The following is a 19,524-nucleotide window of genomic DNA, read 5'->3' on the forward strand; positions in this document are numbered from 1 at the left end:
CACTTTTATTATTTCTTCTTATAATTTTGTTCTATCATTGATAATCTTTTCTCTAAGATTTTTTGATATTCATGTTGTTCCATAATATAGAGTGTCAACTCCTCTATTTTTTCCAACAATTTCATGTTCATAGCTCCAAGTTCAATACCGTTGGTTTCCATGTCTTTGGCGGAAGGGATATTGGGTAAATGTTTGTTTTCTTTAATATAGTTTTGAAGTTCTTCCAAAGAGCATAGTTTATAATCCTCATGAAACACATAATCGGGAACGGGAACGGCTAGGTCTACTTTTACTTCTTCAGTATGGATTTTCCCTTTTACTGTGAGTTTGGTATCGGGGGTGACGATGCCAATACCTATATTCCCATTGGCAAGCATCGTCATATGCTTTGTAGTATAGCTTGTCCATTCAAATAAAGGTGGAGTTTGGATAGGGCCTGTTGGCCTTCGAGCATCAAAGTTTACCAAGGCATTGGTACCAATATCATTGGCTTCGGATGTTTTTCCAATTATCTGTATTGAAGATCGATTATCGCTTTCATGATGTCCTTCTATCAGAAGGATAAACTGCCCATCTGCTACTGTAGGGTTCACAATACTTAAATAATCTGCAGGAGCATCTTTTACTCGTAACCTCAAAAAAGCTTCCGTAGGTTCGTGCTGATTAATGATATCTAAATGATATGACGGGTTTCCTGTTCCAATCCCCATACGGCTTGCTACCAACAAATCGGAAGCAGGATATACAGAACCCCAGCCTACCGACACATTATGACCCGTATTATAGTTTAGGTATAGTCGGTCTATTTCTGTAGAGTTTGTTTGTTTGCTGTCAATATGCCGGGTTTTTAAATGATAGTTGCCATCTGCACCTATAGTAACATGTCCTTTTACCGTAAGCTTGGCATCAGGAGTAGCGGTACCAATACCCACATTTCCGTCAAATTGAACATTTTTAGGTCTAATAGCCAAAAGAGCATCCTCCCATACCCCATTTTTCCATGTAGATATTTCCATGGCATTTCTGGATTCATACCATCCAATAAACATTTTCTTATCATCGGATGTATTTGACAACTGTAATTGCCAATTATCAATGCCTTTAACTTCCAAAGGGAGTTCAGGGGTTGTCGTACCAATCCCTACAGAGCCTGTTATAGGAAATGTATTTTGAGCACTCACATAAGTGAGTACAAATAATAAAACAAATAATATAACTTTTTTAGTCATAATAATGTGAGTATTATTCGTACAAACATATATTTTTTTACCGTAAAAAATAACTTAATTGTTAATATTTTATTAAGAATATAAAAATTACTTTTCTTATTTTTGCTTCAAATAAAACAGAAATGCCTTATAATCAATTTGATATAAAGTTGAAAGCATTTAATCTTCAGGAAATGCTTATTGTGTTGGCCATTATTGGGGTTTTATTGTTGATTGCGTTGCCTAATTTAATGCCGCTTATTACTAAGGCTCGTACTGTAGAAGCCCAAACACAACTAAAAGCCATTTATAATGCACAGACCACCTACCGATATCTATATACCAAATACAGTATAAATTTTAATGAATTAGATTACGAAGCTCCTGTAACTGTATTACAAAACGGCACCGCTAATTATGTTTATGAACTCTTTGAAGCTACCAATACCACATTTAAAGCAAAGGCTACTGCAATTACTGATTTTGATGGTGACGGAATTTTCAATATATGGGAAATAGACGAAAAAGGTATTCCGAAACAAGTAGTAAAAGATTAAATAAATGTATCTTATAAAAATACTACTTATACTAGTTTTATTACTTGTTTTTTATGAAGATATTTCAGATAAACTAGTGCATTGGTTTTTATTCCCTATTCTAGGTTTTCTATTGGGATCACTTCACAAATCCTCTGTCGAAGTAAGTGTTTTTTTGGTTACTATTGGAATAAACATATTATTGGTTTCTATAGTTTTATTGTTATTATATGGCTATAGCAAACTGATTTTGAGATCAAGATTTTTAAATAAGAGTTTTGGCCTGGGTGATCTATTGCTATTTTACGCATTGAGCATTGGGTTTCCTACGGTTACTTTTGCTATTTTGTTTGCCTTTTCTATCTTTTTTAGCCTTGTTATACACCTGTTGATCAATAGATTAAAAAAAGGGAAACAAACCGTGCCATTAGCTGGATATATATCATTTTTTTATGCAATGGTATTTATCGGTTCTTTTTTTGATAATGTGCCTTCTTTATATCGATACTAGTCCTCATGGAAAATGCAACCTATCAAATACCCGTATCCTTACAACAACTCATTTCTGCTGAACAGGCTTTTCATTACCGTATTGTTCCTTCGGAAGCACAGAACGATCAGATTATCTTTAAAACAGATTTTGCAAACACCGAGGTATTGAGTAGCGAATTGCAGGTTATACTGAACAAAGAAGTTGCTTTATCAGTAGTTTCTTCCGATGAATTGGAAAGGTATTTGACTACTAATTACAGAAAATCTGAAAGGAGGCAATCGCAGGCATTGCATTTTACACCTGATTTTCTGGAAAATGTACTGCATACTGCCAAAAAGATAGGAAGTAGCGATATTCATTTTGAACCTTATGAACATATATGCCGTATCCGTTTTCGATTGGATGGGAAGCTTATAGAGCAATATGAGATCCCTATTGAGGAATATCCTGTTATTATCAATAAGATTAAGATCCGAAGCGGACTGGATATTTCGGAAAAACGCTTGCCACAAGATGGCCGGATTACTGTAGAGAGTGATTTTGACGCTTTTGACATTCGGGTTTCTTCATTACCAACACTTCATGGGGAAAAAATAGTGCTCCGTATTTTGAGCAGGGATTCCGGAGCTGTCCATTTGGCTGACTTGGGTTTTACCAAGGAAGAATTGAACATATACAAAGAAGCCATCAGAAATCCACACGGTATGATTTTGATATCCGGCCCTACAGGGTCGGGAAAAACAACTACGCTCTATGCTACACTAAAGCTGCTAAATGATAGCAAAACAAATATTTTAACTATTGAAGACCCTATTGAATATACACTAGAAGGAATCAATCAGGTGCAGTTAAAAGAAAATATAGGGTTAGACTTTGCCACTGCTCTACGTACATTTTTAAGACAAGACCCGGATATTATCATGGTAGGCGAAATACGGGATATGAAAACAGCCAATATGGCTATACGTGCCGCACTTACAGGGCATTTAGTATTGTCTACTATTCACACGAATTCGGCCTGGGCTAGCGTGTCGCGTTTAATCAATATGGGAATTCCTGCTTTTTTAATTGCCAGCACCTTAAATATTAGCGTAGCACAACGGCTAGTACGAAAACTTTGTGTGCATTGCAAACGGAGATCTAAAGTATTAAAAGAGATGCTCCCTGATGATTTTGTAATTCCTTCAGCGTTTACTTTCCATTATGAGGCTGTTGGTTGCAATGAGTGTTACCATACCGGTTATTATGGAAGAAAAGCAATTTATGAGATTATACCTATTTCTCGGGAATTGGTAATGCATATCAAAGAAAATGAACTGGAGATTGATCATTATCTCAAAGAAAATAATATAAAAACATTAAAAGACAATGCCATACAACTCGTGAAAGAAGGAACGACTTCCATTGATGAGGTGTATGCCATATTGGCCCATTGATTATGATTAAAAAATATATCCTACTAATGCTTGTTTTATACAGTTTTATAACTTATGGACAAGAAAATCAACGCCTTCAAAACATTAAGAACAATCTGGAATTATTGGCACAAGAGAATAAAGGGCTGACTGAAGGCCTTAAAATTGATATTAATGTGGCCAATGTAACGCTTTCTAATTTTCTTTTAGCCGTTTCCAAAGTACATAAAGTAAACCTTAATGTCGCTCCGGAATTAAGCAGTATTACATTGGTTAATAACTTCTCCAATGTTACCGTAGCCGATCTATTGGTGTTTCTCGTCAAAGAATACAATTTGGATATCGACTTTACAGGAAACATTCTTTCTATTAAGAAATACCAGCCGGCACTTATTCCCATCCCGAAAAAAGAAATCCCCATAGTATATGACGCTTTACAGGATGTGGTTTCCATTGATCTGAAAAACGATCTGCTTTACGATGCTTTTAGGACGATTATGGACAAAACCGGAAAAAACCTGGTTTTTTCTCCGGAAATAGAAGGAAAGCAGCTCACAGCATACATTACCGGAAGTGCCTTTGATAGTGCTATGGATAAATTAGCATTTGCAAATAATTTACATGTGTCTAAAACAAAGGATGGGTTTTATTTGTTTGAAAATAATGGACCAAACTTAACCAGTAATACAAACAATACTAATGTGAATAATGTGCAACGCCAACGTCCGGCAAGAAAAAGTTCAAACTTCTACTATCGTGTTTTAGATACAGTAAATAAAATTGTGGCAGTCGATTTTGAAAATATCCCTATAAAAGATATTATCAATGATATAGGGACGGATCTTCACATTAATGTTTTTACGGCAAAACCTTTGGATGAGGCTGGCACAGCTTCTTTAAAAGCAAAGTATATTGCTTTTGATGATTTGTTGGATAACATTTTTGAAAGCCAAGGAATAGCAATTCCTCCCACCCCAAACAATGGTATAAATAACAATCCTTCAAGACCCGGTGCTCCTGTAACTACTTCGGGAGTGTTTACATATAAAAAAGAAGGGAATATGTATTTTTTTGGAACCTCCGATCAGTTAAGCGTCCGAAAAATAGAGGTAATACAACTTATGCACCGCTCCGTAGAACTTCTGGGCGATCCCTCAGGTTCAGGGACCATCAGAAGTGCAGGAAGAACGGCACAAGGTGCTATAAATTACATTGGTGGGCCTCAAAATAATACCAACAACCCTGGATTCAGTAACAACTTTAATAATCCGAGGGTAAACACAACTACAACTTCTCGAGGTTTTAATAGCAATGAAAGTAAAGGGGAGGCATTGGTAAACATTTTGCCCGATGATGTAATAGGAAACCTTGACATAAAAATGGATTTTGAACTAAATAGTTTTTTAGTAAGCGGTCCGGCAACAGATGTGAATCGGTTTAAAGCTTTTATAGAACAAATTGACAAGCCTGTCCCTGTTATCTTAATTGAAGTAATGTTGTTAGAAGTAAGCAGGTCGTCTACCGTAGAAACAGGTATAAGTTGGGGAATTGGTGATGAACCTGTAGAAACAAGAGGCCGTTTATTTCCTGATACTGACATTACACTAGGCGCAGAAACAGTGAATAAAATTATAGGCGGATTTGATGGTTTTGGTTCTATCAATGTAGGGAGGGTAGTGCCTGAATTTTTTGCCACTATTAAGGCAATGGAAGCCAATGGAAACATCAAAGTGCGTTCTACTCCAAAACTCTCAACACTCAACGGACATAGAGCCACATTGTCTATTGGCGAAACTACTTATTATGTAGTGACCAGCCAGAATTTCTTTGGTTCGCAAATACCACAATCTTCTGAAATCAGAAACTTTCAGCCTATTGATGCCGAGTTGGCGGTAAGCATAAAGCCCCTGGTTTCCGGTGATGGGCAAATAACATTGGATATTAATGTAATTCAGTCTGATTTTAATGGAGAACGGATTGATGAAGAGGCCCCTCCAGGGCTTACTTCACGAGAATTTAACTCTATCATACGGGTTCGCGACCAAGATTTAGCCGTTTTAGGAGGATTGGAAGAGAAGGTAAAGAACGATTCCGGAACAGGAGTCCCTTTATTATCAAGAATTCCTATTATAAAATGGTTCTTTAGCACCCGAAAGCGGGAAGATTCTAAAAAGAAGCTTACCATTCTGATTAAACCTACTGTAATTTATTGATGCTTCGAAATGTTTTAACATATATAAAAGAAGGGAAACATTTTACAGGTGTGGAATGGGTTGAACATAATAATGAGCGTGCCATATATGTTAAATCACTTCTTTTTAAGAAAAATGAGTTAATGCCTCTGAATGCAATAAAAGTAGGCTCTTTAGAGGCTTTTAAAATAAATTTCAACAAAAGTATCCCTGTTTTTTTAGTTATTAATTCAAATCAGGTAATTACCAAATTCATGACACTTTCAAATGACACTTCACTTAACCTTGTAAACAAGGTATTTCCGAATATCAATATCCATGATTTCTATTATGAAGTGTCCAATTTAGGAGATAGCACCATGGTTTCTGTATGTAGAAAATCCTATGCAGAAGATGTGTTAAACAGATTTGAATCTCAAAAAATAATTGTAGCCGGATTATCGCTCGCTTTTCATCAAATTCGACACGTAAAAGCGTATATACAATCAGACACCATTGCTTTATCCACAGGGAACTTAACCAAGACTAGTAAGCAATATGAATTTGAAAATAGAATGTCTAAGGAAGCAATCAACTATGACATTAACGGAATTGCTGTAAAAAGTGAATGCCTGCTTTCTTTTAGTGCTGCATTACAACTCTTTTTTAAAAAGAAAGTCGACCATTCAAATTTTGATACACTAAATGAAACGCTACAAAAAACATTTTACCAGAAACGGTTTTTAAAACTTTTTCCAAGAGTTGCTATCGGATTTTTATTGATACTTCTGTTAATGAATTTTTTGACATTCAATTATTATTACAGAGGGGTCAGCAGATCAAAACTGGCTATGGAAGTAAACAATATTAACAAAAAAAAATGGGAACACATGAATGCGCTTGTGACCAATAAAGAAAAGCTTGCAAATGATATTATAAATGCAAATACCTCTAGAAGTGCTTTCTATATTGATGGTATTACTGCCTTGCTTCCTGCCTCCATTTTGCTAGATGAGATCAATTACCAACCGTTCAAAAAAAACATAAAAAAAGAAGAAAAAATTGTTGTTTACAAGAAAAGAATCCAAGTTTCCGGCAAATCAAAAGCAAGTGCGGAATTTTCTAAATGGGTTGAGCAGTTGGAAAAGCAGTCGTGGGTAAAAAATGTAGTTGTAGCAGCTTATGGTTATAAAAATAGGGATGTATTATCATTTACCATTTTAATTACACTAAATGATGAACCATAAAACAAAAAGCAGAGCCTTTATAGTTGTCTTTATTATACTGCTATTCTTATCGTATAAATTCGCAATTGTAAATACTTTGAGATATAGAAAAGAATATTCAGCACTTGTACATGAGCAACAAATATTCAATGATCTCCCAAAACAATTAGCATTATTAAATGAACGAAATGCCCACTATAATTCTTTACTTCAACGATATCAAGTCACAGAAACTTCTTTACAGAATAACTTATTAAAGTATCTTAATAGGATAGCTGAAGTACATCACTATAAACTGATAACTTTTAATGAGCCTCATGAATTTGCTTATGAAGGAGTCACAAGGAAAACCTACCGTTTTACAGTTGAAGGAGCTTATGAAGCTGTTCTAAAACTTATTTATCAACTGGAACAGAAAACAACCTATGGGGAAGTGATACATGTGTCTTTTGAAAAACAAAAAAATCACAAAACCCGAAAAGAGTATTTACAAGCTACCATAGCAATCCAGTATACTGATTGAATTGATGCACGAAAAAGAAAATTTTAGTAACTGTGGTGACATATTCTATTTAAAAACTCGATAGTTTAAGTCTATCTAGAAAGATTATGTGCTTATTACAATAACAAAATTTGTAAAGAAATTTAGCTTTAACAAAAAAGAACTTTAATAATCGTGATTGTTGTAATGTGATGAGTTGCCTATTATAATTCAATTTTCCAAGAAAGCAGGAAAATTATGCAATATTTTCTTGAGGATTTAGCCCCCTAATAAATATAATTTAGAGCCATGGCCCTAAAAAATAAAAGACTTGATAAGAGAGAGCACACCATCATAGTCACATATAGCGATAAAGTTCCCACATACGAGTATTGAATACAATTATACTGAGATACCATATAAGAGTGTGTCTTATTATTTAGGTTTTTTACTTCTCATTTGATTGCTGCATTAAATGCGTGATGCAGTCGTTGTTATATTGCGGTTTTTTTGGATTCCTTAATATTTTAGAACATCAAAATATAAGAGAGATTTTTCCTAAATGGATATACATAAGTGATTTTAGGTTTTGAAATTGAGATTCTAAAAGCAACTTTGACCTCTGCTTTGACCTTAAAATAAAAAAGCACCTACATTTAATTATAAGCGCTTGATTTTAAATGTGATCGCGACAGGATTCGAACCTGTGACCGTCTGCTTAGAAGGCAGATGCTCTATCCAGCTGAGCTACGCGACCATTCTACTTTTGATCTTTATTTGTCGGGGTGGCAGGATTCGAACCTGCGGCCTCCTGCTCCCAAAGCAGGCGCGATAACCGGGCTACGCTACACCCCGAAGTGCGGAGAGACAGGGATTCGAACCCTGGCGACAGTTTCCCGTCGACAGATTAGCAATCTGCTCCATTACCACTCTGGCACCTCTCCGTTGCAACAATTATTTGCGGATGCAAATGTAGCAGTTCACAAAATAGCACACAACTTTTTTTTTGTTTTTTACAGCTTTCCTATTCCGGATATTCAACTCTTAGATGATAGATGTTTGTTAACTTTTGTTTCAATACTTTTTTAACCATTTCAATCTCCTTAAATGTAATATTCGCATTTAAAAATTGTCCCACCTCTATTTGCTTATTAATTATTTTTTCCACAAACTCATCTATCACTAAATATGTAGGGTTTTTTAGGCTTTTAGAAGCTGCCTCAACTGAGTCTGCCATCATTAATATTGCTGTTTCTTTGGAAAAAGGAATAGGTCCTGGATACCTGAAATCGTCATCATTAAAACTTTCTTCGTTCTCTTTTTGTTTCCTGTAGAAATAATACACATATGTTGTTCCATGGTGTGTTCTTATAAAATCAATCACCCTATCTGGTAAGTTCGCTTTCCTTGCCATTTCTATACCTTCTATCACGTGCCTGATAATGATGTTTGCACTTTCTTGAGGTGATAGTTCGTCATGTGGGTTCACATTGGTTGTTTGGTTTTCAGTAAAATAGGTAGGGTTATTCATTTTGCCTATATCATGGTAAAGCGCCCCTACCCTTACCAACATGGCGTTGGCACCTACTTCATTAGCTGCAGCCTCTGCCAAATTAGCTACTTGAAGTGAATGGTGAAATGTACCGGGAGCCGTGTCTGAAAGTCTTTTCAATAATTTTGAATTGGTATCTGATAATTCTAAAAGCGATACATCGGAAACCAAACCAAAAATTTTCTCATAAATATAGATAAGTGGTTGGGCAAACAAAGTAGCCAACCCGTTTAAAATGAACAGCCCGAACATTATCCAGCTAATATTTCGGACACTTCCTTCATGAATAATATAGAAGGCAAAGTATGCTAAAACATAAATGAATGTTATCTGTCCTACTGATATAAACAAATTGGCCCTTTTATAAAGCTCAGAAACTGTTTGGATGGTCACTATTCCGGCAATTATTTGTAAAAAAACGTATTCAAATCCATTAGGTACTATAAAGCCTAATAATAAAACCGTAAGAACGTGTGTGAACAACCCCAGTCTAGCATCGAAAAAAGCCTTTAGAATTAATGGGAGTATACATAATGGAACTACATAAACATAAGCTGCATCATATTTTACGACAAGAGTGGTTAAAAATATCATGATAACCACATTGAAAAATATAAATGTTACTTTAGTATTGTTTTCAAATATTTTTTTTCGATATCTCTTCAAAAAAAGTAATAACATGAAAAGTGCAAGGGCTACAAGGATGGTATATCCGGAAACAATCCAAAAATAACTTTGCTCGTTCCACAATTGTGATTGGTATTCTTTTTTTAATGAATTGAGTATTGCATAATTCTCTCCTTCTACGACCTCTCCCTTTGCAATAATCCGTTTACCTCTATCTACATACCCTTGGGTTTCCACTATTTTATTAAGTGCCTCCTCTAGTGATTTAACGGTAAAATTCTCATCATAGTTTACATTTGCCCTAATGATGTCAAAAAATAGGTTATAATAAATGTCTAAATAAGCTATATCTTTTGTATTTCTCAGTTGAGAACTGATGAAAGGGCTGAGCTCTTCCAACTCAAAAAAATCTCCAAAGGTCAGCGTTAATTCCTCATTATTTTTAATGAGATAAACAATAGTTCCATTATCATGCTCCTTTTGAACAAAAATCACCCCATTAGCATAGATTTTATCTAGCATTTCTAGCCCTTCTTCTTTTAACCTTTTTCTTTGATAAAAAGGAATCGTATCTTTAAAGTAAACGGAAAAGCTTTTTTCAAAATCTTGGTAAACTTCCGTTACTATATCATTTTGATATGAATAGTAGTCAACATGATTATCCCGGACTTGTATTTTTTCACTCTCAATCTCTTCTTCTGTTTTATAAATAGCAAAATCAAAAGGTGCATATAAATTCTCGTGTTGCCATGGCTTTCCTTTTTGAAATTCATATTTGAATTTACCTCCCTTTGGAAATAAGTACACAATTAGGGCTGTTGCAATTACAAATAGAAAAACTTTGTATATAACCCCTTGATTTCTATATAGTTTATTAAAAAAACTTTTCATTTATTTTTAATATTACACTCAAATGTAGCAAAAATAGCTTGTTTAAACAGGTAATATGACATGCTTTAATTTATGAATATCTTTATAATTTGACTAATTTCGCAAACAGATAAAAAACTAAACACGGAATAATATGCCAAATAAAGTAGTGATCGTTTCAGCAGCAAGAACTCCTATAGGAAGCTTTATGGGGTCTCTTTCTAGTGTCCCTGCTCCAAAACTGGGTGCAATCGCCATAAAAGGAGCCCTGGATAAAATAAAACTTGACCCTTCATTGGTTAATGAAGTCCTCATGGGTAACGTTGTACAAGCAGGTGAAGGACAAGCTCCGGCAAGACAAGCCGCTATTTATGCAGGAATTCCTAATAGTGTTCCTTGTACTACCGTAAACAAAGTATGTGCCAGTGGTATGAAAGCAGTGATGCAAGGTGCTCAAGCTATTGCCTTAGGTGATGCAGATATTGTAGTAGCCGGTGGTATGGAAAACATGAGTGCCATTCCGCATTATATTCATATGAGAAACGGAGTGAAGTTTGGACCATCTACACTCGTAGACGGTATGCAAAAAGATGGACTTGTTGATGTTTATGATGGAAATGCGATGGGTGTATGTGCTGATCTTTGTGCCACTGAGCATAAATTTTCCAGAGAAGAGCAAGATACTTTTGCAATACAGTCATATAAACGCTCAGCCGCTGCATGGGCTTCCGGAAAATTTGCTGATGAAGTAGTGCCTGTTGAAGTGCCCCAGAGACGTGGAGAACCTATAATTGTTTCTGAAGATGAAGAATACAAAAATGTCATTTTAGATAAAGTGCCTAAGTTAAAACCTGCTTTTACAAAAGAAGGAACCGTTACTGCGGCTAATGCTTCTACTATAAATGATGGTGCAGGCGCAGTTGTTTTAATGAGTGAAAAAAAAGCAGTAGAAATGGGATTGACTCCCATGGCAACCATAAAAAGTTATGCAGATGCTGCACAAGAACCTAAATGGTTTACTACGGCTCCTGCAAAAGCTTTACCAAAAGCTATTGCTAAAGCAGGTATCAGTATTGAAAATGTAGATTACTTTGAATTTAATGAAGCTTTCTCTGTAGTAGGGCTTGCCAACATGAAACTGCTAAATTTGTCCGATGAAAATGTGAATATAAATGGAGGTGCTGTATCGTTGGGGCACCCTCTAGGTTGTTCGGGGGTACGAATCATTATTACGCTCTTGAATGTTCTTAAACAAAACAACGGAAAAATTGGAGCTGCAGCTATATGTAATGGTGGTGGTGGCGCATCTGCGATTATTGTTGAGCGAAATTAATTTAAGACACAAGTTCATTAATGCTATACGGGATTTCTAGCCTTAGTGTTATTCCAATGCGGATAGAACCTTCAGATACTTCTGAATTAATATCACAAATACTTTATGGTGAATTTTTTAAAGTTTTAGAACAACGAAAAAAATGGAGTAGGGTTCGAAATGCTTTTGACAATTATGAAGGATGGGTAGACAATAAACAATTTTCTTTAATTACTCAATCGGAATATGAAATATTAGAAGATACTCCTTTACAACTTTCAACAGATCTTATTGAATCAATTATAGATAATTTAGGTCACTTAACACCTATTGTCGCCGGAAGTAATATTAGTTCTTGTAGTTTTCTTGATCAGAAATATGAAGGGAATTTTACTGAAAATAAAAAAAGTAGAGATAATCTTATACAAGTTGCTTTTCTATATTTGAATGCTCCTTATTTATGGGGAGGGAAAACTCCTTTTGGGATTGACTGCTCGGGCTTCACTCAAATGGTGTATAAGATAAGTGGTTATAAATTGCTGAGAGACGCATCGCAACAGGCCACACAAGGAGAGGCATTGAGTTTTATAGAAGAAAGTTCTGTGGGAGATCTAGCATTTTTTGATAATGATGAAGGTGATATTATTCATGTTGGGATTATCATGAAAGAAAATCATATTATTCATTCACATGGAAAGGTACGTATTGACCGAATTGACCATACTGGTATATTTAATGTTGATACTAAAAAATATTCCCATAAATTAAGAGTCATAAAAAAAATTATCTAATAAAAAAGCACCTTCTTAAGGTGCTTTCAGTTTTTATAAATTATAACATAATTATTGCTCCAATGAGGCTAATTTAGTCTTCATTTCTTTGTATTTGTCATTCTCTCCTAGAGTACCATATATGTTCATTAAAGTTCTAACTGCATCCACATCATTAGGCTCTATATCTAATATTTTTTGCAAGTATGGTATCGCTGATCTATATAAGTTCTCTCTTTTTTCTTTTAATTCATCATATCGTGCATTATCTGCTCTGGAAGTTCCTAAACCATTCATTTCATCTACAATAGCCACCTCTTCGGAGAGAATCAATGAAGATATGTTCAAATAGCTATCTTTATAATTAGGATCTACTTCAATAGATTTTTCATAGTATTTTTTTGCTGCTTCATTGTCTCCTTGTTCAGCTGTGATGACACCTAAATTGAAATACAATATTGCATTATTAGGGTCTCTCTCTATAGCCTCTTCCATTGCCGCTTTAAATTTATCTTTTTGCCCTAATTTAATATATAAATTGGCCTCTGTAAGCAATAAACTTATATCTTCAGGGCTCGCTTTTCTAGCTTCTTTTATAGCTTCAATAGCTTTTTCATTTTCTCCTTTTTGGGTGTATATGAGTGCTATATTTTTTATTATCTCCGGAAATTTAGATTCGGTGTCTACTTCTCTAAAGTTTTTATAATCTTTAGATTTTTTAAAGATATCATATTCTGTTTTAGAAACTTCTTGCTCTTCGTTTGTAGAAGCATCCGTTACATAGTATTTCTTAGAAATCCCTGTATACCCTATATCCTTAAGCTCTATATAGTACTCTAGGGCTTTGTCATAATCCGGGATGCTTACTGCTGTAGATGCTGCAAAATATAAATAATCTGTTTGAGTCTTATTCAACTGATATGCCATGTATAGTAATTTACTCGACTTAGCATAATCTTTTTGCTCATTAGCTTTTACTGCATCATTGACCATATCTCCAAAAATAGTTTCCAGCAACTGATTTGCCTCATCTGTATAGGTCTTTTTACCACTTTCTTCTATACTTATAACTTTTTTGAATGATGCAATAGCTAGTTCATAAGAATCTCCTTTTTTAGCAGCATCATGATTAATTTTCCCTTCAATCAGGTAATATTGAGCTTTTGTTTTATCATCAGCAGATGCTATTAATGCTTTTGCGCTTTCTAAAGCTACTTTTGCTCCAGCTACATCTCCTTTACTTAGTGATTTTTCCGCTGTTTTTAATTCTTTTTTTTGTGCAAAAGATATCGTAGAAACTAATATTGCAGAAAAAATTAAAATCTGTCTTTTCATTTTTTTAATTGTTTTTTTTCAAAAATAAATAACTTAGATAAAATTTATTCAATTGTCGTGCCATTATTTTCATTTTCTTCACTTTCTTCCTCTTCTTTCATTACTTTCGCTACGCCAGCTATAGAGTCATCCCCTTTAATATTTATCAATTTCACTCCCTGAGTAGCTCTTCCCATTGTACGGAGGTTCTCGACTGCTAATCTAATCGCTATCCCTGATTTATTGATAATCATTAAGTCATCATTATCAGAGACATTTTTGATGGTTACCAATTTTCCTGTTTTTTCAGTAATAGAAATTGTTTTCACCCCTTTACCGCCTCTGTTTGTTATTCTGTATATTTCTTCACCGCTCTCAGGATCATTAATATAGGTTCTTTTTCCATAACCATTTTCAGATACTACTAAGACAGTCTCTTCTTCCGGGTTATTAATGGTTACCATACCTACTACTTCATCATTTTTATCAGCAAGGGTAATTCCACGAACTCCTGAAGCATTCCTTCCCATAGGACGGGTTTTCTCTTCTTCAAAACGGATTGCTTTTCCTGATTTTACAGCTAACATCACTTGGCTATTTCCCGTAGTGAGTTTGGCTTCTAAAAGTTCATCATCTTCCCTGATTGTAATTGCATTAATTCCATTTTGACGGGGTCTTGAATACTGTTCAAGAGAAGTTTTTTTGACAACTCCTTTTTTGGTTGCCATAATCACATAATGATTATTGATGTACTCTTCATCCTTGAGATCTTGCGTGCATATAAAGGCCTTTACCTTATCATCCTGTTCAATGCTTATAAGGTTTTGAATAGCTCTTCCTTTGGAAATTTTACTTCCTTCGGGAATTTCATATACACGCATCCAAAAACACTTTCCTTTTTGGGTAAAGAATAACATATACTGGTGGTTGGTCCCAACAAAAAGATGTTCCAGAAAATCTTCATTTCTTGTAGCAGACCCTTTTTGCCCTACCCCTCCTCTGTTTTGTGTTCTATATTCAGTAAGAGGCGTTCTTTTTATATATCCGGCGTGGGAAATAGTTATAACTACTTGTTCATCCGGGATCATGTCTTCAATACTTAAATCCCCTCCGGAATATTCTATATCAGAACGTCTTTCATCGCCATACTTTGCTTTAACTTCTAATAGTTCCTCTTTTATGATTTGCATTCTACGTTCCTTATGGGCTAAAATATCTTTACATTCTTCTATGAATTTTTTGATTTCTTCATATTCTGATCGGAGTTTGTCTTGTTCAAGCCCTGTAAGTTGGCGTAATCGCATTTCAACAATAGCTCTTGCTTGTATCTCTGTTAGTGAAAAACGTTCTATCAATTTTTCACGGGCTTCATCTGCATTACCTGATGCCCTTATGAGTGCGATAACTTCATCAATATTGTCAGAAGCAATAATTAACCCTTCCAGTATATGCGCACGCTCTTCTGCTTTCTTAAGTTCATATTCTGTACGGCGAACCACCACATCATGCCTGTGCTCTACAAAATAGCGAAGCATCTCTTTCAAATTGAGTAATTGAGGTCGCCCATTTACTAGCGCAATATTGTTCACACTAAACGATGATTGAAGTGCAGTATACTTGTATAGTGTATTCAAAACAATATTTGGAATAGCGTCACGCTTTAGCACATATACAATACGCATTCCTTTTCGATCCGATTCATCCCTGATATTAGAAATCCCATCAATTTTTTTATCATTTACTAAATCAGCAGTTTTTTTGATCATATCTGCTTTATTAACCTGATAAGGAATTTCTGTCACAATAATACATTCTCTTCCTTGAATCTCTTCCGTATGTGCTTTGGCACGCATTACCACACGTCCTCTTCCGGTCTTAAATGCTTCCCTTACACCTTCATATCCATAGATGATACCACCGGTTGGAAAATCAGGAGCTTTTATGTATTGAAGCAGTTCATCGATCTCAATATCATTGTTTTCTATATAGGCCACTGTTCCATCAACAACCTCTGCTAAGTTATGAGGTGGCATATTCGTTGCCATACCTACTGCGATACCAGAGGCTCCATTAATAAGAAGGTTCGGTATTCTGGTTGGTAATACTTTTGGTTCTTTTAGAGAGTCATCAAAATTCAATTGATGGTCAACGGTATCTTTGTCAATATCTGCCAACATGTCTTCCGAAATCTTACGAAGTCGTGCTTCTGTATATCGCATTGCCGCAGGGCTATCACCATCAACAGATCCAAAATTTCCCTGACCATCTACCAGCATATACCGTAAACTCCATTCTTGTGCCATGCGGACCATCGTATCATATACAGATGTATCTCCGTGTGGGTGGTATTTCCCCAGTACTTCTCCAACAATCCTTGCCGACTTTTTATAAGCTCTATTGCTCAATACACCAAGTTCATACATTCCATATAGAACTCTTCTGTGTACTGGTTTCAGTCCATCTCTGACATCTGGAAGTGCACGTGACACAATGACTGACATTGAATAATCAATGTAAGCCGATTTCATCTCATCTTCAATGTTAATAGGAATCAATTTTTCACCTTCCGCCATATCCTTAAATTTTATTGTTTTTCGTATTTACAAATCGTGCCAATATACATATTTTATTATTTTTTTGTTGCTAATGAAAGTCCATTTTTCATAGTATTTATTAACAAAATCCTGTTAAATCATGTACTCATTTGCACACTCCTAATTATCAATTGGTTTTACTAAAAAAGTTGTTATAAATTTTAAATAATTTAACGGTGTTCACTTTGGATTTTCTTGTTTTTTTTCGTCTCTTAGCCAAGAATAACTGGTTTTAGGTATAGTTTTTGACTTATTAAAGTTGTTTTTACTATTTTTAAATGATGAAAGGAGATTATTATGGATGATAATTTTTCACCAAGAGTAAAAGATGTTATTGCATATAGCAAAGAAGAAGCCCTGCGTCTTGGCCATGATTTTATTGGCACAGAACACCTAATGTTGGGATTATTGCGTGATGGGAGCGGAAAAGCTATCAATATACTTAATGCATTAGAAATAGATTTGGATCATTTGAGGAGAAAAGTAGAGATTCTGAGCCCTGCAAACCCCAACTCGACGCTTGTAGCCAATGACAAGAAAAACCTTCACCTTACACGGCAAGCAGAACGGGCACTAAAAACAACTTTTTTAGAAGCTAAGCTTTTTCAAAGCAGTGCCATTAATACTGCACATTTATTGTTATGCATATTAAGAAATGAAAATGACCCCACTACAAAGCTTTTAAATAGGCTTAAAGTTAATTACGATGGTGTTAAAGAGCAATTTAAATACATGATCACAAGCGATGATGATTATTTGGATTCCCCTTCCGCAGAATCTTTTTCTGATGATGCAGGAATCCCTGAAGAATCTAAAGAGAACCCTTTTAGCAGTTCATCAGCAAGCGGAAAAAGTAATAAAAAATCCAAAACACCTGTTTTAGATAATTTTGGACGCGATCTTACCCAATTAGCAGAAGAGGATAAGCTTGACCCTGTAGTTGGAAGAGAAAAAGAAATACAACGTGTTTCCCAAATATTAAGTAGGAGAAAGAAAAACAACCCTCTCTTAATAGGAGAACCGGGAGTTGGAAAATCAGCTATTGCTGAAGGCCTGGCACTACGGATAATAAAGAAAAAAGTATCTCGCATACTTTATAATAAACGTGTTGTTACGTTAGACCTTGCTAGCTTGGTTGCAGGTACAAAATACCGAGGGCAATTTGAAGAGCGCATGAAAGCGGTAATGAATGAGTTGGAAAAAAATGACGATATTATCCTCTTTATTGATGAAATCCATACTATCGTTGGAGCAGGTGGTGCTACCGGAAGCTTAGACGCTTCAAACATGTTCAAACCTGCTTTAGCACGTGGAGAAATTCAATGTATCGGAGCCACTACCCTAGATGAATACCGGCAATATATAGAAAAAGATGGTGCACTAGAGCGACGTTTCCAAAAAGTAATGGTAGAGCCTACATCTGTTCAGGAAACTATTGAAATTCTACACAATATAAAAGAAAAATACGAAGACCATCACAACGTAAATTACACTGATGAGGCTATTGATGCATGTGTAAAACTTACGCACCGCTATATAACAGACCGTTTTCTCCCCGATAAAGCCATTGATGCACTTGATGAAGCAGGTTCCAGGATACACATCATTAATATGGAAGTACCTAAACAGGTATTGGACTTGGAAAAACAATTGGAAGAAGTACGGGAATTAAAGAACTCCGTGGTAAAGAAGCAAAAATATGAAGAAGCTGCAAAGCTACGTGATGATGAAAAACGATTGGAAAAAGATTTAGCCACAGCACAAGAAAAGTGGGAAGAGGAAAGCAAGCTCCACAAAGAAATTGTAACAGAAGACCACGTAGCAGATGTAGTATCGATGATGAGCGGTATTCCGGTAAACAGGATCGCACAAACAGAAAGTAACAAACTGGCCAATCTTCCTGATTTAATTAAAAACAAGGTGATTGGGCAAGATGAAGCTGTTAATAAAGTTGCAAGAGCTATCCAACGAAACAGGGCCGGATTGAAAGATCCTAACAAACCTATCGGGTCATTTATTTTCCTTGGCCAAACAGGTGTCGGAAAAACTCAACTAGCAAAAATACTGGCACAGGAATTATTTGATTCTGAAGATACACTGATCCGAATTGACATGAGCGAATACATGGAAAAATTTGCTGTCTCAAGACTTATAGGAGCACCTCCCGGATATGTTGGTTATGAAGAAGGCGGACAGCTTACTGAAAAAGTCCGCAGAAAACCGTATGCCGTTGTATTGCTCGATGAAGTGGAAAAAGCACATCCCGATGTGTTCAACATGCTTCTACAAGTATTAGATGATGGCTATTTAACAGATAGCCTGGGAAGAAAAATCGACTTTAGGAATACTATTATTATAATGACTTCAAATATTGGGTCTAGACAATTAAAGGATTTTGGACAGGGTGTAGGGTTTGGTACATCTGCCAGAAAATCCCAAGCGGAGGAATACCAAAAAAGTGTTATTGAGAATGCACTTAAAAAAGCTTTTGCTCCTGAATTTTTAAACCGTATTGATGATGTAGTTGTATTTAATTCATTAAGTAAAGAACACATCAATCAAATCATTGATATTGAATTGGATAAGCTCTATGCAAGAATTAAAGATATTGGATATACTTTATCACTAAGTAAAAAGGCAAAAGATTATATTGCTGATAAAGGTTTTGATGAACAATATGGGGCACGTCCTTTAAAAAGGGCTATTCAAAAATATGTTGAAGACGCACTGGCAGAAGAGATTGTTAATTCTAAAATACAAGAAGGTGACAGTATTTTTATTGATATAGGTAAAAAAGAAGATGATCAGCTAAAAATTGAAATTAAAAAAGCGGAGAAACCTACAGAATCATAATAGAAATAGTCCTCCAAAATAAAAGCATATGAACAAAACATATGCTTTTTTTATTAGAAATAAATATCTTTATTTGTATTCATACTACAATAAATCGACTAA

General features: G+C 35.2%; 12 protein-coding genes and 3 tRNA genes. 8 read left to right on the forward strand and 7 right to left on the reverse strand.

All coding sequences use genetic code 11. The features are described from left to right. Positions 1-8 precede the first annotated feature (8 nt). Positions 9-1,229: an Ig-like domain-containing protein gene (locus WBG21_RS07410; RefSeq protein WP_340076410.1), complete on the reverse strand. Its 1,221-nt coding sequence runs from the start codon at positions 1,227-1,229 to the stop codon at positions 9-11. Between the two features lie 122 nt (positions 1,230-1,351). Here WBG21_RS07410 and WBG21_RS07415 point away from each other — a divergent pair, with 122 nt between their 5' ends. From WBG21_RS07415 to WBG21_RS07435, 5 genes are all read left to right on the forward strand, one after another. Next, positions 1,352-1,765, forward strand: coding sequence for a type IV pilin protein (locus WBG21_RS07415; protein WP_340076412.1), 414 nt, complete (start codon positions 1,352-1,354; stop codon positions 1,763-1,765). Between the two features lie 495 nt (positions 1,766-2,260). Continuing rightward, a complete protein-coding gene (locus WBG21_RS07420; RefSeq protein ID WP_340076414.1) occupies positions 2,261-3,673 on the forward strand; it encodes a GspE/PulE family protein in 1,413 nt (470 codons plus the stop codon). A gap of 26 nt (positions 3,674-3,699) precedes the next feature. Further along, positions 3,700-5,865: a type II secretion system protein GspD gene (locus tag WBG21_RS07425; RefSeq protein WP_340076416.1), complete on the forward strand. Its 2,166-nt coding sequence runs from the start codon at positions 3,700-3,702 to the stop codon at positions 5,863-5,865. Continuing rightward, entirely contained in the window at positions 5,865-7,070 is a 1,206-nt protein-coding gene (locus WBG21_RS07430) for a hypothetical protein (RefSeq protein ID WP_340076418.1), read from the forward strand. The genes WBG21_RS07425 and WBG21_RS07430 overlap by 1 nt, the downstream gene beginning before the upstream one ends. A gap of 76 nt (positions 7,071-7,146) precedes the next feature. After that, a complete protein-coding gene (locus WBG21_RS07435; protein ID WP_340076420.1) occupies positions 7,147-7,572 on the forward strand; it encodes a hypothetical protein in 426 nt (141 codons plus the stop codon). A 641-nt stretch (positions 7,573-8,213) separates the two neighbouring features. Here the strand turns inward: WBG21_RS07435 and WBG21_RS07440 are convergent. From WBG21_RS07440 to WBG21_RS07455, 4 genes are all read right to left on the reverse strand, one after another. Continuing rightward, positions 8,214-8,287 (reverse strand) — tRNA-Arg (locus WBG21_RS07440). Between the two features lie 23 nt (positions 8,288-8,310). Further along, a tRNA-Pro gene (locus WBG21_RS07445) sits at positions 8,311-8,385 on the reverse strand. A 5-nt stretch (positions 8,386-8,390) separates the two neighbouring features. After that, a tRNA-Ser gene (locus WBG21_RS07450) sits at positions 8,391-8,474 on the reverse strand. An 80-nt stretch (positions 8,475-8,554) separates the two neighbouring features. Next, complete coding sequence (locus WBG21_RS07455; protein WP_340076422.1) at positions 8,555-10,600, reverse strand: HD family phosphohydrolase; 2,046 nt, start codon at positions 10,598-10,600, stop codon at positions 8,555-8,557. Positions 10,601-10,733: 133 nt separating this feature from the next. Between WBG21_RS07455 and WBG21_RS07460 the strand changes: the two genes are divergently transcribed. Together WBG21_RS07460 and WBG21_RS07465 are read left to right on the forward strand one after the other, a co-directional pair. Further along, entirely contained in the window at positions 10,734-11,912 is a 1,179-nt protein-coding gene (locus WBG21_RS07460) for an acetyl-CoA C-acyltransferase (protein WP_340076425.1), read from the forward strand. A gap of 20 nt (positions 11,913-11,932) precedes the next feature. Continuing rightward, entirely contained in the window at positions 11,933-12,682 is a 750-nt protein-coding gene (locus WBG21_RS07465) for a C40 family peptidase (protein WP_340076426.1), read from the forward strand. A 51-nt stretch (positions 12,683-12,733) separates the two neighbouring features. On the opposite strand, the gene WBG21_RS07470 is transcribed toward WBG21_RS07465, so the two are convergent. Together WBG21_RS07470 and gyrA are read right to left on the reverse strand one after the other, a co-directional pair. Beyond that, on the reverse strand, positions 12,734-13,996 hold the full coding sequence (locus WBG21_RS07470) for a tetratricopeptide repeat protein (RefSeq protein ID WP_340076428.1): 1,263 nt from the start codon (positions 13,994-13,996) through the stop codon (positions 12,734-12,736). A gap of 44 nt (positions 13,997-14,040) precedes the next feature. Beyond that, positions 14,041-16,548, reverse strand: a complete 2,508-nt coding sequence (gene gyrA, locus WBG21_RS07475) for a DNA gyrase subunit A (RefSeq protein WP_340076430.1) — start codon at positions 16,546-16,548, stop codon at positions 14,041-14,043. Positions 16,549-16,866: 318 nt separating this feature from the next. Here gyrA and WBG21_RS07480 point away from each other — a divergent pair, with 318 nt between their 5' ends. Beyond that, the gene (locus tag WBG21_RS07480) at positions 16,867-19,422 is read left to right on the forward strand and encodes an ATP-dependent Clp protease ATP-binding subunit (protein ID WP_340076432.1); all 2,556 of its coding nucleotides are present in this window, start codon (positions 16,867-16,869) and stop codon (positions 19,420-19,422) included. Positions 19,423-19,524: the final 102 nt, after the last annotated feature.

It is taken from the genome of Leptobacterium meishanense (genome assembly GCF_037645805.1).
Classification (GTDB): domain Bacteria; phylum Bacteroidota; class Bacteroidia; order Flavobacteriales; family Flavobacteriaceae; genus Leptobacterium_A; species Leptobacterium_A meishanense.